Origin of the sequence: Caballeronia sp. LjRoot29, assembly GCF_964252755.1 — a bacterium.
Taxonomy (GTDB): Bacteria; Pseudomonadota; Gammaproteobacteria; order Burkholderiales; family Burkholderiaceae; genus Caballeronia.
The window spans coordinates 81,233-94,972 of sequence record NZ_CAXUPU020000012.1 but is presented as its reverse complement, the minus strand read 5'-3'; the positions used below and the strand labels follow the sequence as shown (position 1 = coordinate 94,972).

The window sequence follows — 13,740 nt, the reverse complement described above, 5'->3', positions numbered from 1 at the left end:
CGTCTAACCGGTTCGCCAAGAAGCCGCGATTAGATACTATGGAAGGTCAGCGAGAGTAAGCCCCTTGGAGTAAAACGGAGGATTCGGATACCCGTTTTTCGAAAGGAGCACGGAAATGGATGCGCCTGTCACGGCCCTTCAAGGGCAACATACAACGATCATCGGGCGGCTGTACGTCGCCTTCGAATTGGGCGATAAGAGCTGGAAGCTGTCACTGGGCGACGGTGTGCGCGCGCCGAGCCGGTGTACGGTGGTGGCCGGCGATACGGCGGCGGTCGTGACCGCGATCGCGAAAGCCAAAGCCCGCTGCCATCTAGGCGCTGATGCTCCCGTGTGCAGTTGCTATGAGGCCGGGCGAGACGGCTTCTGGCTGCACCGCTGGCTGAGCGGACAAGGGGTCACCAACCTCGTAGTTGACCCGGCCAGTATCGAAGTGAACCGGCGGGCACGCCGTGCGAAGACGGATCGGCTCGACAGCGACAAGCTGCTGTCGATGCTGATGCGCTACCACGCGGGTGAACGGCGGGTGTGGGCGGTCGCGAGGATCCCAACGCCCGAGCAGGAGGATGAGCGGCGCGTGCATCGGGAACTCGGGCGTCTGCGGCAAGAGCGCACCGCCCACAGCAACCGGATCCGTTCGCTGCTGGTGTTGCACAACTTGCGGGTCGAGCGCATCGGTGGGCGCGCTTGGGCGCACTGGTGGGCTCAGCAGGCCGGGCAGCTGTTACAAGGTTTGCGCTCCGAGATTGAACGCGAGTTCGAGCGGCTGTCGCTTGTTGCCAAGCAGATCAGGACGCTTGAGACGCTGCAGGAGCGTCAGGTCCACAGCGGTGCGCAACCCGCGACGCGGTGCTGTCGAGGCTTGCGGGTATCGGCACCGGAAGTGCGTGGACCCTGGTCAAGGAACTGTTCGGCTGGCGGCAGTTTCACAACCGCCGTGAAGTCGCCGGCTGCCTGGGCCTGGCGCCCACGCCTTACGCAAGCGGCACCAGCGAAGTCGAACAGGGCATCAGCAAGGCCGGCAACAAACGGGCGCGATGGCTGATGGTGGAACTCGCGTGGAGCTGGCTGCGCTTCCAGCCGGCCAGCCAGCTGAGTCAGTGGTTCAAAGAGCGCTTCGCGGGAGGCGGCAAGCGCGTGCGACGCATCGGCATAGTGGCGCTTGCGCGTCGTCTGTCGATCGCCTTGTGGCGCTATCTGGAACAGGGCGAGATTCCGCTCGGGGCAACACTCAAGCCACCCGGCAGCAACACGATTGCAACCTGAGCGGCGAATGATGATCGATGACACGGCTTGAGGGTCGACGCGCCCGGACAGTAAGAGGCTTGCCCGTCGGGCAAGCGTAGTTTTAGATGGGGCGCGTCGGTAACGGAGTGGTTCCAGCGCTTTGCGCATGCGGTATGAGGTGACCGGCCTGGCGCCGGCACGGATAGAAGTTAGTCCGGGGCGGTTACCCGGACATCAGACACTCCGACCTGACTCGTGTTGAAATTTTTATTTATAAGAAGGATTCCGAACTTGAATCAGAAATCCTTTGCTGTGCGAGTTGTCCACCGCCGGCCAGCGTCGTGGTCGTGACAGGCGACCCGCTGGTCGGCCGTGGGCAACTCGCAGCACCCTCACATGGAGGTAACTGACCCACGGAAAACAGATCACCAAAGGGCTTGACTTCCAATGCCCCATAGAAGTTACTGTCACGTTGCATCCGCGCGATCGATAAATGGCGGCACCTCGATCCGATGCATCCGGCGTTATGCTGTCACCTCCTTGGGATCTTCCACGTCACCTCGATTGCGCGTTGGGCCCCGCGGTTTGCGAGGTTTCTTCTCAGGTTTGTCGACCTTTTTTTCGTCGGCCATGGTTGGATCCGCCACCCGATTGGGCTCGCTGGCCGGCTGGGCGTTCAGCTCAAACACCGATTTTTTCTCTTGGGTGTCGAAGCGACAACATATCCGGCTACCTTCCTTGATCCGGCCTTCGAGCAGCTCCTTCGCGAGCGGATTTTCGATCACCTGGCGAATTCGCCTACGCAACTCGCGAGCACCATATTCGGGCCGATAGCCTTCGAATACTAGTTGTTCCACGATGCTTTCATCGAACACCAGATCGATATCCTGGCTCCTGGTCATATGGGTGACCTTATCGAGTTGCAGCCGCACGATCGAACGGATCTGGTCCTGTGTCAGCGACTCGAAGATGATGATTTCATCGATCCGATTCAGAAACTCCGGCCGAAAGTGTGCCCGTAACACGGTCATCACGCCTTCGTGCAACGAATCTTGCGTGTCGCTCGTGCCGGCTTTGCCTGCCTTGCCGGGTTCGTTGCCATTGCTCGGCAGGAAACCCGGACTGTTGCGCCTTGTCCCACTGATGACGTCCGATGCAAGGTTGCTTGTGGCAATGATGAGCGTATTGGCGAAGTCGATCACGCGCCCTTTGCCGTCTGTAAGACGGCCTTCGTCGAACACCTGAAGCAGCAGGTTGTACACATCTGGATGCGCTTTTTCGATTTCGTCGAAAAGGATCACGCCGTGCGGCCGGCGGCGTACGCGCTCGGTCAATTGACCGCCTTCGTCGTAGCCCACATAGCCGGGTGGAGCACCGATCAGGCGCGCCACGGCATGACGCTCCATATATTCGCTCATGTCAATGCGCACGATCGCGTCTTCGTCGCCGAATACCGATTCAGCGAGGGCCTTGGCCAGTTCAGTCTTGCCAACTCCCGTCGGCCCGAGGAACAGGAACACTGCAACCGGTTGGCGACGCCCTTGCAGGCCGGCGCGGCTACGCCGTACCGCATCGCTGACTGCGCCGATTGCCTCGTCCTGACCGATGACGCGTTGGTGCAGTCGATCTTCGAGCTTGAGCAGTTTGTCCTTTTCTTCTTGCGTCAGTTCAGCCACCGGAATGCCCGTCAGCTTTGCGACAATCTCGGCTACCTGCGCGATGCTCACCTCGGACTTGCTGGAACTCACCCGGCGTTTCCAATGATCGACGGCATCCGTGAGTTGCGTTTCCTTGGTCGCCAGGTTCTCGCTCAGCACCTTCGCGCGCTCGAACTGCTTGCGCGAGGCGGCGTAGTCCTGCTCGCGACGGATTTGTGCAATCTCGGCTTCGAGTTCGAGAATGTCGGCAGGTCGAGATGTCGATAGCAGATGCTCACGCGCGGCCGCCTGGTCGATCAGATCGATCGCCTTGTCCGGAAGGAAACGGCCGGTGATGTAGCGGTCGGAGAGTTCGGCTGCTGCGACAAAAGCCTCGTCAAGTATTGTCACCTTGTGGTGAGCCTCAAGCCGGTCGCGCAGGCCGCGCAGGATACCGATGGTTTGCTCGACAGTCGGTTCGCCGACCAGCACCGGCTGAAAGCGGCGCTCGAGCGCGGCATCTTTCTCAATGTATTTCTGGTATTCAGCGAGCGTGGTCGCGCCGATCAAATTAAGTTCGCCGCGCGCCATCGGCGGCTTGAATACGTTGGCTATATCGAGGCCGCCTTCGCCTCCGCCTTGGCCCGCGCCGACAACCATATGCACTTCATCGACAAACAGGACCAATTTGTCCTTGTGCGCGGCGATCTCGTCCATCACCTGCTTAACGCGTTCTTCGAACTCACCGCGGTACTTGGAACCGGCGACCAGGGAGTTCACATTCAACTCGATCAGCCGTTTGCCGCGCAGCGTCTCCGGAACATCTCCGCTAATCATGCGTTGAGCCAGACCCTCGACGATCGCAGTTTTACCGACCCCCGGCTCCCCTATGAGTACAGGGTTGTTCTTCTTGCGTCTTGCGAGCACTTCTGCAAGTGTCTCGGTTTCCTTGGAGCGGCCTATCACCGGGTCGAGCTTGCCTTCGCGCGCAAGCTGCGTGATATCCCGGCTATATTTGTCGAGTTGGGGAGTGTCACTGGGCGCAGCGGCAGTGTTCTCATCCGTTCCGACCAGCTTCAGCGTCTGTTGGCGCAGCGCCTGTGGCGTCAAGCCGTATTTCATCAGCAGATCGCCGGCGAAACTGTCGGTGACCTCGGCCAAGCCGGTCAGCATATGTTCGGGACCGACATAATTCTGGCCGAACTCGCGCGATGCGAGGAAAGCACGTTCGAGGGCGCTTTTGAGTCGGGGCGACACGGCAATCTGACCGTCGGTGCGCTTTGGCACGGCCTCGTCCCTCAACGCATGTTGCTCGATATACGTCTTGAGGTCGGTACCGGAAATCTTGAGCGTTGCCAATACGCGTTGCACAGTCTCGTTGTCGACGAGTTCATAGAGCAAATGCTCTGTGTCAACTTCCTGCCTGCCGAACTGCAACGCTCGTTCAGCAGCACGTTGCAGAATTTCCTTCGACTGGTCGCTGAAATGCTGCTGCAGGTTCACACGTTCAGCTTCACCAGACGTACCCGACGGAACGAAACTGGTCGGCGGAGTTCCAACCGGTGGCTGGTCGCCGAAGAAATCGTCGAATAGCCCGCCCCTGAACAGTGATTCGAGCGGGGAGACTTGACGTTGATGGCGCGAAAGCTGTGCGTAGTGATAGTCACACACATCGATCTGGCGGGTTTTCCTATCCTGGATCACCGCTACGCGCACCGCTGCCGGCCGAACCCCGCACAAATCGCACATTTTCTGCACCATGTCTTGCCTCCGTGTCGTTGGGACGCCGCGTTCGCGGCTTTTCCCGTTGTTGATGCGGTAATTCTGGACAAGCATTCGGTGCAATCGTTGAGGTCGATCAATAAAGTGCATAACACCTAGAGTCGAAATGCTGTTGTTCGCATTTGGCACTTGAATTTGTCATCATCTCCGCGCGGTCGCAGGCGATCCTTAAGCCAGCGCGCGCGCGACATAATCCACAAACGGTTCTCTTTTTCCCAGGTCACCGCATGTGCGCTGAACGGCGTGGGATCCGAGATAGGCTGAATCGTCAAGACGTGCATCAATTCAGTTGATACCAGGGGCTGTCAATCTCGTCGCAAATGACTTCGCGGTGCTGCATGTAATTCCTCATGAATTGGCAACTACCATCTAAAAATCGTCATGTTGATCCGTGTCAAAGTCGGCGCTGCGCCGTCGCGCACACTGAATTCTCGCCTTTGTGATCGATCGTGCGGACAACGGAATGAGACTACCGTTGTAAATATTCTTTAACGGTCTAAACCTTCGATGGAGATCGAGGAGTAGGTACGCCATGATTCTGAGCAACTCGAACGGTTTGTGTGGACGGTCTTGACTATTCCCGACCTGACGCTGCCGTCGAGCATGGAGAGCAACGAAGACCGTTATGTAGCATTGCGCGACGCTATGGCTCACGGAACTAACTTGTTCGAGGACACATTTTGCGGATATCGCGGACTGGGCAAGGTGCATCGGAAGAGTGCCACCGGAAAATCGCATTAGATACGAAGTGGAGAACCATCCTCGATTCATGAGTGTACTAAGGGGGCATGCAATCAAAACGTGGAGACGACACTGATCGCGTCTGTTAGCGTCAATAGCTGAAAATTATTCCGCCGCTCCAAACCGGCTCCGAAGTCTTTCACTTTCACGTTTTGGGAAGCCCATGCGCCGCGCTGTTCACGCTGTTGGTGTGTCCCTGCTCCTCGCCATTGCGGCTTGTGCGGGCGCGCCGCCGAATCCGAATCCCCGCGCAAACGACTTTCTGGTCGCGGTGTCAATCGATCTTCCTCGTTACATGGGACGCTGGTACGTGATTGGCAATATTCCGTATCTAGGCGAGCAAGACTATGTCGGGACATACACCCAGTGGGCGCTGCGCGGCGACGGCAAGATCATGGACGCTTTCGTCGGGCGTCGATACGGTTTTGATCAACCGGTCAAGGGTAGCTTTTTCATTGACACGATCGTGCCGAATACTCGAAACGGGGAATGGAAAGTCTGTTTTTCATGGTTGGCCTGCACGACACGCCGCGCACTGTACGTAGACGAGAATTACCAATATACGATTGTTGGTATTCCAGACAAGAGTCTCGGGTGGATCATGGCCCGCGATCCTGAGGTTAGCGACGAAATGTATGCTTCGCTGCTATCGCGACTTGACGCACTGGGCTTCGATATCTCCCGCTTCAAGCGCGTTCCGCAGCAGTCAGGCCAGATTGGGAAACCGGGTTTTCAGTCACCTGGCAAACCTGAGTGATTCCATTGGCAAGGGAGGCTGGTCAAGTGCGACGTGGTGCCGAAAGGCGAGCGCCCGTTGGGAAGGGTGATCCGGTGATGTAAGCAAATCGCGATCTGTGGCCCCCGCGACGTCTAATGGGGTTGTGTGCGCTTTCAGGGAAAAATGGTGCATCGATAGGCGCACGGCAGGAAAACCGAAATGATCGGGACTGCACCAGGAATTTTCGCTAGGGTAACTCTATGTTTGTCGCATTGGCTGCGCTTGCCGCGGTCTTTCACGATGTGGTCTTCAATGGGTCAAGTCCTGCGAAATACGGTGTCGCTGCAACCATCGCATGCTGCGTGCCACGCTTGTCCGATGTCCAGGGCAAGCATGGCTGCGAAGTAGCGTAAGCGGTTATACAAACGCCTTGTCACCGTTGGTGCAGCTGCCTGTGACGCTTATCAGGTTCGTTGCAGGTTATCGGTCGGGCCAACCGAAACTTCCACTACGATCGCTGTGTCGCTTGTCCCCACAGGCAGCACGCTGCGCCCGTGCATCTCGTTGATGATTTCTGCTGCGGACAGATAGAACGCGAGCGCCGCTGTGACGAGACCGCAATAGCCTCCCGCGTGATGCAGCCACACGAGACCGGTCCATTCGCTTGCGGCCAGCACGAAAAATGTGATCCAAAGGACGAAGAACACCAATTGCAGCGCACGCGCCGAGCGCCAGGTCGCGACCCACATATACAGCGTGAATACGCCCCACAGGAACAAGTACCAGCCAATAAAGGCGGCCGGCACCTTGTCGTGCAGGAACAGCACAAAAAGCGCGAGCGACCACCAGAATGCCCCGTAGCTGAGGAAAGCGGTGGCGCCGAACGTGTTGCCGCGCGGTATCTCCATGAGCCCGGCTAGTGCCTGTGCTGTGCCACCGTAAGCGAAGGCGACGGCGAGCACCATGCCCATGGCGTCGCCTGTGAACCACCCAGCGTTGATCATGCTGAGCAGCCAGGTTGTCAGAGCAAATCCGGCGAGCCCGAGCGACGCGGGGTTGGGTGTTTTGATGTTCATGATGCAGTCTCCTGAGGGAAACAAGATCTGTCGCGCAGCAGTCTCCACGAATCAACGTCCGAGCGACTCAAGTTTAGGGTTAGGCATTCTTGATAACCGGCCGATATGAGGTCGTTAAGCCGGGTCGGCAAACTGCATGATCACTTGCGGATTTTCAACGGTCGACGTGTCTTGCGAGACCGCTTCGCCCTTCGCGACCGAGCGCAACATCCGGCGCACGACCTTTCCAGAACGCGTTTTTGGCATGGCGTCGCCGAAACGAATCTCCTTCGGTTTCGCAATCGGACCGATCTCCTTGCCAACCCATGCTCGCAACTCGTCAGCGATGCGCTTCACGTCAGCACCGGTAGGACGCGGGCCTTTCAACACGACGAATGCGACGATTGCTTCCCCGAAGGTTTCATCGGGGCGACCAACGACCGCCGCTTCGGCGACGAGCGGGCATGCCGCCAGGGCCGACTCGATTTCCATCGTGCCCATACGATGACCCGACACATTCAGTACATCGTCGATACGGCCCGTGATGGTGAAATAGCCCGTGTCGGCGTCGCGGATCGCACCGTCTCCGGCGAGGTACAGGTTGCCGCCGAGTTCCTCCGGGTAATAACCGTTTTGAAAGCGCCCCGGGTTGCCCCATACGGTGCGGATCATGGAGGGCCAGGGCTTTCTGATGACCAGTACGCCCCCTTGCCCGTTCGGGACCTCGTTACCGGTTTCATCGACGATCGCGGCATCTATACCGGGTAGCGGCAGCGTGCAGGAGCCGGCAACAAGCGGGGTGACACCCGGCAAAGGCGTGATCATATGACCGCCTGTTTCTGTCTGCCAGAAGGTGTCGAGTACGGGACACCTGCCGCCGCCGACTTGCTCCGCATACCACTTCCACGCGCTGGGATTGATGGGCTCGCCCACCGTGCCGAGGATGCGCAGCGTGCTGAGGTCGTAGCTTGCAGGATGGACAGCTGAGTCTGCTTCAGCGCTCTTCATCAGCGACCGGATGGCCGTGGGTGCGGTGTAGAAAATCGACACTTTGTGGCGCTCGATCATGTCCCAGAAGCGGCCCGCGTCCGGGTAGGTTGGTACGCCCTCGAAAATGATCTGGGTCGCGCCGACGGCAGTCGGTCCGTAGCAGATGTACGTATGCCCCGTGATCCAGCCGATGTCGGCGGTGCACCAGAAGACATCGTCAGGCTTGATATCGAAGGTCCACTTCATGGTGACCGCAGACCACAGCAGATAGCCTCCCGTGCTGTGCTGCACGCCTTTCGGCGTGCCGGTGGATCCCGACGTATACAGCACGAACAGCGGATGCTCGGCGCCCACCCATTCGGGCTCGCAGGTATTTGGCTGACCATTCTCCAGCTCATGCAACCAGGCGTCGCGCCCGCCGATCCATGGGATCCGGCCACCCGTGCGACGGTAGATGACGACGGTCTTGACGTCATCGGTGCCGCCCATTGCAAGCGCCTCGTCCACAATGCTTTTCAGCGGAAGAGTCTTGCCGCCGCGTACCTGTTCATCTGCGGTAATGACCGCAACCGCACCGACGTTCACCAGCCGCTCGTGGAGCGATTTAGCGGAAAAGCCGCCGAAGACAACCGAGTGCGGCGCGCCGATGCGCGCACACGCTTGCATCGCGACGACGCCTTCGACTGACATCGGCAGGTAGATGACTACGCGGTCGCCTTTCTTCACGCCGCGTGCCCGCAGTGCATTCGCGAGCCGGCATACCCGGTGATACAACGCCTGATACGTAACGGTCGAGACCTTACCATCGTCGGACTCGAAGATGATCGCGGTCTTGTTCGCGTTGCCGTTGATGAGATTCCGGTCAAGGCAGTTATACGACGCATTGAGTTCGCCGTCCTCGAACCATCTGTAGAACGGAGCATTCTCGTCGTTAAGAATTCGCGTGAACGGACGACGCCAGGTCAGATGCTCGCGGGCAAGACGTGCCCAGAAGGCTTCATTGTCGCTTGCGGCTTCATCCACTAGTGCGCGGTAGGCATCCATTCCGTCAATCGCGGCATGCCGTGTTAAAGGAATACCCTGGGCAGGAATGTGAGGTATCGATTCGATGGTAGACATAGTCTCCTCGCTTGAGTCGTGAGATGGGCGAACAAACGGCAGCCGTCGCCTGAGAGCTCTTGATGGCTCGAATAGGCTTTGCCCGCATGGGGGGTATGCGCCTCTCGCATGGTCGACGCTGGGTCGAATCGAGACGCTGCCGTAAGTCAACTATGAGATGTCCGCCAGATGACGTTTTGATGCAAATCAAACAGTCTGGGCAGACGAATAGCCGGTTTCATCAAAAGAGGAGCATCTCCGCGGCGGGCATGTCGATCATCAGTGACTAGATAAAGAATCCGGCGCCGGTTTCGGTGTGAGCGAATTGCCCCTTCGATCCATCGCCCGAAGCACGGATGTTGTTGGTGCTCAAGTTGAAATCTCTTGCGATTGAGAATAACCGCTCCGTGCATTCCCATGTTCCAGATGCGTCGTGTACGTTTTGCAGACAACTCAGCAACGCGACGGTGCACTCGTCGTGCACGTTAATCCTGGCCCGCAATAGGGCCTTTTGGAAAGCTTTGATGCCGGCGTCCATGTACGTAGGATGACTGTGGGTCGCGTTGCTCAGGTAGCGAACGGGAACGCCTCCCATGGCCGTCGTGTAATCGAGTGTGCGTATGAAGTGGCCAACGGGGCAGCCATCGCATGGGCCCTGATATGCGCCACCTCCTCTAGGCAGAAGCGCCGCGCCACGCTGCGTATTCAGGTGTTCGACGGCGCGGTCGAGGATGTCCTGATTACTCAGGAAACAAGTAGCTCGCATGATGTGTCTCCTTCACGGATGGGCAGCGTAGTCGCTGTCTGCTGTCGTTTAAAGTATCGTTAGCGGCCGATGAAAGGGAAACCAGTGACGGCGAAGATTCGAGTAGGATTTACGCACCGCCGGTAGGCGTTCGCCTACGCAGGGAGGAGGAAAAAGCGCGTCGTAGCTGTATAAGTTGCAGAGCGAGACTTCGCCGAACAACGCGATAGGATGTTTAATATCGAGCCCGTGCCGCATGACTTGGGCGTCGCAGCGCCACCCGAACTCGGTCCGGTGGGAGCGTCAACACCGCTGACCGATCGACTCGTCCACCAGTGTCACGACTACCCGCGCCATGAGCATTGCTGACAGCGGGATGGCCGCTAAAAACCCGCGTATTTGAAGCCCGGGCACCCACGAGGCCACCAAGAAAATGTGCCAAGCAGCGATGTCACGAGCTGGGCTCTGACCGGCGCGCCCTGACGGGCGGCAACACGGCTCAGAGTGGCCGACGCTGCAGGCAAGGTTGCGTTCCGCCGCACCCGTCACAAGGTGGCCGAGTGCCCGTCGGGCCGCCAGTCGTCACACGCGTGCCGGCCGTGCCGTTCACCATTTCTACAATTCGGTCGAGCGACCCGATGACGGCCGGCTGGCCCGTTTTCGACACGAACTCGCAGGCAGCTTCCACCTTCGGACCCATCGATCCCACCGGAAACGCCATGGTTCTTAGTTCTGTCGCGGAGATCTCGCCGAGCGCGCGTTCACGCGGTGTGTGCCAATCGAGATACACCGCGTCGACATCCGTGGCGATAATCAGCATATCCGCATCGACGTCCGCTGCCAGCAGCGCGCTGCACCGGTCTTTGTCGATCACCGCTTCAACTCCCGTGGAAGTCTTGCCGTCGGCTGTGACACTCACCGGAACGCCACCACCCCCTGCGGCAATAACAATCGTGTCGAGGTCGACCAGCCAGCGTATCGGCATCAGTTCGCTGATTCGTTGAGGTTCAGGCGATGCCACCACACGGCGGTACCCGGTTCCGTCGGGGGCGACCGTCCAGTGATTGATCACGGCGAGTCGCTCAGCTTCGCTCTTTGTATAGACTGGCCCGATCGGCTTGGTCGGATGAGCGAAAGCCGGATCGTCCGCCTGCACTTCGACACGCGTCAGCAGCGTTGCCACGGGGCGTCCGGGCGGCAACGCGTTGGCCAACTCCTGCTCGAGCAGATAGCCGATCATGCCCTCGGATTCCGCGTCCAGCACGTCGAGCGGGGTGCCGCCATCCTGGCCTCCCGCGGCAGCGGCCTGAAGCGCCAGCAGGCCTACCTGAGGGCCATTGCCGTGGGTGATGACCAATTGATTGCCGGGTGCAATGCGTGCTATCTGGACCGCCGCACGACGGATATTGACGATCTGGTTGGCGACCGTCAGCGGTTCGCCGCGCCGCAGGATGGCGTTGCCGCCCAGTGCAATTAGAATACGCATGGCGTCGCCTTATCCGAGTGTGGCGACCAGCACGGCCTTGATGGTGTGCATGCGGTTTTCCGCCTGCGAGAAGACGATCGACGCGTCCGATTCGAACACTTCGTCCGTGACTTCGAGTTCCGACATGCCGAACCGCTCGTGAATCTCACGGCCTGTTTCAGTCTCCAGGTTGTGATACGCAGGCAGGCAATGCATGAACCGTGTGCGGGGCTTCTCAGTCGCTTTCATCAGCGCCGTGTTTACCTGATACGGCTTCAGCAGCTTGATCCGCTCGCCCCAGACGTCCATTGACTCGCCCATCGATACCCACACGTCGGTGTAGATAAAGTCCACGCCCTTGACCGCGGCCAGCGGGTCGTCGGTAATAGTGACGACTGCGCCTGTTTGCTCCGCGAGCGTGCGCATCTGCGCCACGAGCTTGTCGTCCGGCCACAGCGGACGGGGCGCTGCGATGCGTACGTCCATGCCCATTTGCACGCCACCGATCAGGAGCGAGTTGCCCATGTTGAAGCGCGCGTCGCCAATGTAGCAGAACGACAGTTCGTGCAGCGGCTTTTCGGCGAACTCCTCCATGGTCAGCAGGTCCGCCAGGATCTGGGTCGGATGAAATTCGTCGGTCAAACCGTTCCAGACGGGGACATGGGAATACTGAGCAAGGTCCTCGACCGTGCTCTGATGGAAGCCACGGTACTCGATACCGTCATACAGGCGGCCGAGCACGCGAGCCGTGTCCTTGAGCGACTCCTTGCGTCCGAGTTGCGAGCTGCTCGAATCGATGTAGGTGACGTGTCCGCCCTGGTCGTGTACCGCGACTTCGAACGCACAGCGTGTACGTGTCGACGTTTTTTCGAAAATCAGTGCGATGTTCTTGCCGCTCAGCCGGGGAACTTCAGTGCCCGCATACTTGGCGCGCTTCAGTTCGGCCGAGAGGTCCAGCAGGAAGCGGATGTCGCGTGGAACGAAATCCTGCATGTTGAGCAGGCTGCGGCCGTGCAAGTTGAATGCCATGATGATGTTTTCCTAAGAGACTGAGTAGTCAAAGCGGATCGCGCTCGATCGGACAGGTCATGCAATGGCCGCCACCTCGGCCACGGCCAAGTTCGCTGCTCGGAATGGTGATGACCTCGACGCCGGCCTTGCGCAATAACGTATTGGTGTAGACGTTGCGGTTGTATGCGACCACCACGCCCGGCGCGAGCGCGATGACGTTGTTGCCGTCGTCCCATTGTTCGCGTTCTGCTTCCCATTCGTCGCCTCCGGTGGCGACTGTGCGCAACGTTTTCAGTCCGATCGCCTGGGCGACGACATCGAGGAACGGCGCAGTTTCGGCACGCACGTCCAACGTGCCGGGTTGCTCACCTGGACGAAGGCTTGTGCAGCGAATGCCGTTCACGATCTCCGGAAAGATCGTGACCAGATCGCGGTCGCAAAACGTGAATACGGTGTCAAGATGCATTGCTCCGCGCGAGCTCGGTAATTGCGCGGCTATCACGTGCTTCACCGCCTCGTGGGCGAACAGCGAGCGGGCCAGTTGTGCCACCGCTTGGGGGGAGGTCCGCTCGCCCATGCCGACGACGACAGCGTCCTGCGACAAAGGCATGACGTCGCCACCTTCGAGCGTGGCGCCACCATGATCAACGTCCGGGTCGCCCCACCAGACACGCGCGCCGGCATCGAATAGCGGATGAAAGCGATAGATCGCGGTGGACAGCAAGGTTTCCTGGCGCCGGGCGGGCCAGTACATGGAACCCAGCACAACTCCTTGGTTGATCCAGCAACTATTGTCGCGCGTGAACAGTGCGTTGGGCAGCGGCGGCAGAACGAAACCCGCATGTCCAAGACAATTTGCGAGCAGGCCAGCTGGCTTGAACGGCAGTTCGGCCCGCACAACGCCGCCAATTAGGGCTGTCGCGAGCTCGTCCGGTTTCATCTCGTCGAGCCAAGGACGAAGTTGTGCGGACAGCTCTATGTCGACTGTGCCCGGTGACAACTTGCGGTCGAGCACCCAGTCGCGCGCGGTCCGCTCGCGAAGGATGTCGGCGAGCATGTCGTGCGTGTCGAAAACCTCGACGCCACGGTCTTGCATCGCGGTAACGAACGCATAGTGATCAGTGCGCGCCTGCGCGACCCACAGAACGTCGTCAAACAGCAGCTCGCGGCAGTTGGCGGGCGTCAGGCGCGATTGCGCAAGCCCGGGCTTGCAAACTAGCACCTTGCGCAGCGTGCCGACCTCGGAGAAAACACCGGATGTCATCGCAATT

The 13,740-nt window shown here is 59.3% G+C and carries 8 protein-coding genes and 1 pseudogene; 2 read left to right on the top strand and 7 right to left on the bottom strand.

Going from position 1 to position 13,740, the window contains the following annotated elements; translation table 11 throughout:
* Nucleotides 1–115 precede the first annotated feature (115 nt).
* A pseudogene (locus ACSQ83_RS15780) lies at nt 116–1,266 on the top strand (IS110 family transposase).
* A gap of 485 nt (nt 1,267–1,751) precedes the next feature.
* Here ACSQ83_RS15780 and ACSQ83_RS15775 read toward each other — a convergent pair.
* Complete coding sequence (locus ACSQ83_RS15775; RefSeq protein ID WP_436228798.1) at nt 1,752–4,625, bottom strand: ATP-dependent Clp protease ATP-binding subunit; 2,874 nt, start codon at nt 4,623–4,625, stop codon at nt 1,752–1,754.
* 925 nt (nt 4,626–5,550) lie between these two features.
* Between ACSQ83_RS15775 and ACSQ83_RS15770 the strand changes: the two genes are divergently transcribed.
* A complete protein-coding gene (locus ACSQ83_RS15770) occupies nt 5,551–6,144 on the top strand; it encodes a lipocalin family protein (protein ID WP_436228797.1) in 594 nt (197 codons plus the stop codon).
* Nucleotides 6,145–6,569: 425 nt separating this feature from the next.
* Here the strand turns inward: ACSQ83_RS15770 and ACSQ83_RS15765 are convergent, their stop codons facing one another.
* The 6 genes from ACSQ83_RS15765 to ACSQ83_RS15740 form a co-directional block, all read right to left on the bottom strand.
* Nucleotides 6,570–7,181: an acetate uptake transporter gene (locus ACSQ83_RS15765; protein WP_436228796.1), complete on the bottom strand. Its 612-nt coding sequence runs from the start codon at nt 7,179–7,181 to the stop codon at nt 6,570–6,572.
* 114 nt (nt 7,182–7,295) lie between these two features.
* Nucleotides 7,296–9,269, bottom strand: a complete 1,974-nt coding sequence (gene acs, locus ACSQ83_RS15760) for an acetate--CoA ligase (protein WP_436228795.1) — start codon at nt 9,267–9,269, stop codon at nt 7,296–7,298.
* 265 nt (nt 9,270–9,534) lie between these two features.
* Entirely contained in the window at nt 9,535–10,014 is a 480-nt protein-coding gene (locus tag ACSQ83_RS15755; protein ID WP_436228794.1) for a hypothetical protein, read from the bottom strand.
* 478 nt (nt 10,015–10,492) lie between these two features.
* Nucleotides 10,493–11,479, bottom strand: a complete 987-nt coding sequence (gene arcC, locus ACSQ83_RS15750) for a carbamate kinase (RefSeq protein ID WP_436228793.1) — start codon at nt 11,477–11,479, stop codon at nt 10,493–10,495.
* A 9-nt stretch (nt 11,480–11,488) separates the two neighbouring features.
* A complete protein-coding gene (gene argF, locus ACSQ83_RS15745) occupies nt 11,489–12,487 on the bottom strand; it encodes an ornithine carbamoyltransferase (RefSeq protein WP_436228792.1) in 999 nt (332 codons plus the stop codon).
* Nucleotides 12,488–12,515: 28 nt separating this feature from the next.
* A complete protein-coding gene (locus ACSQ83_RS15740) occupies nt 12,516–13,733 on the bottom strand; it encodes an arginine deiminase (RefSeq protein WP_436228791.1) in 1,218 nt (405 codons plus the stop codon).
* Nucleotides 13,734–13,740: the final 7 nt, after the last annotated feature.

Coding starts and splice junctions, on each gene's coding strand:
- acs (WP_436228795.1), bottom strand. CDS start 9,269: ATGTCTACCATCGAATCGATACCTCACATTCCTGCCCAGGGTATTCCT.
- ACSQ83_RS15755 (WP_436228794.1), bottom strand. CDS start 10,014: ATGCGAGCTACTTGTTTCCTGAGTAATCAGGACATCCTCGACCGCGCC.
- ACSQ83_RS15765 (WP_436228796.1), bottom strand. CDS start 7,181: ATGAACATCAAAACACCCAACCCCGCGTCGCTCGGGCTCGCCGGATTT.
- arcC (WP_436228793.1), bottom strand. CDS start 11,479: ATGCGTATTCTAATTGCACTGGGCGGCAACGCCATCCTGCGGCGCGGC.
- ACSQ83_RS15740 (WP_436228791.1), bottom strand. CDS start 13,733: ATGACATCCGGTGTTTTCTCCGAGGTCGGCACGCTGCGCAAGGTGCTA.
- ACSQ83_RS15775 (WP_436228798.1), bottom strand. CDS start 4,625: ATGGTGCAGAAAATGTGCGATTTGTGCGGGGTTCGGCCGGCAGCGGTG.
- ACSQ83_RS15770 (WP_436228797.1), top strand. CDS start 5,551: ATGCGCCGCGCTGTTCACGCTGTTGGTGTGTCCCTGCTCCTCGCCATT.
- argF (WP_436228792.1), bottom strand. CDS start 12,487: ATGGCATTCAACTTGCACGGCCGCAGCCTGCTCAACATGCAGGATTTC.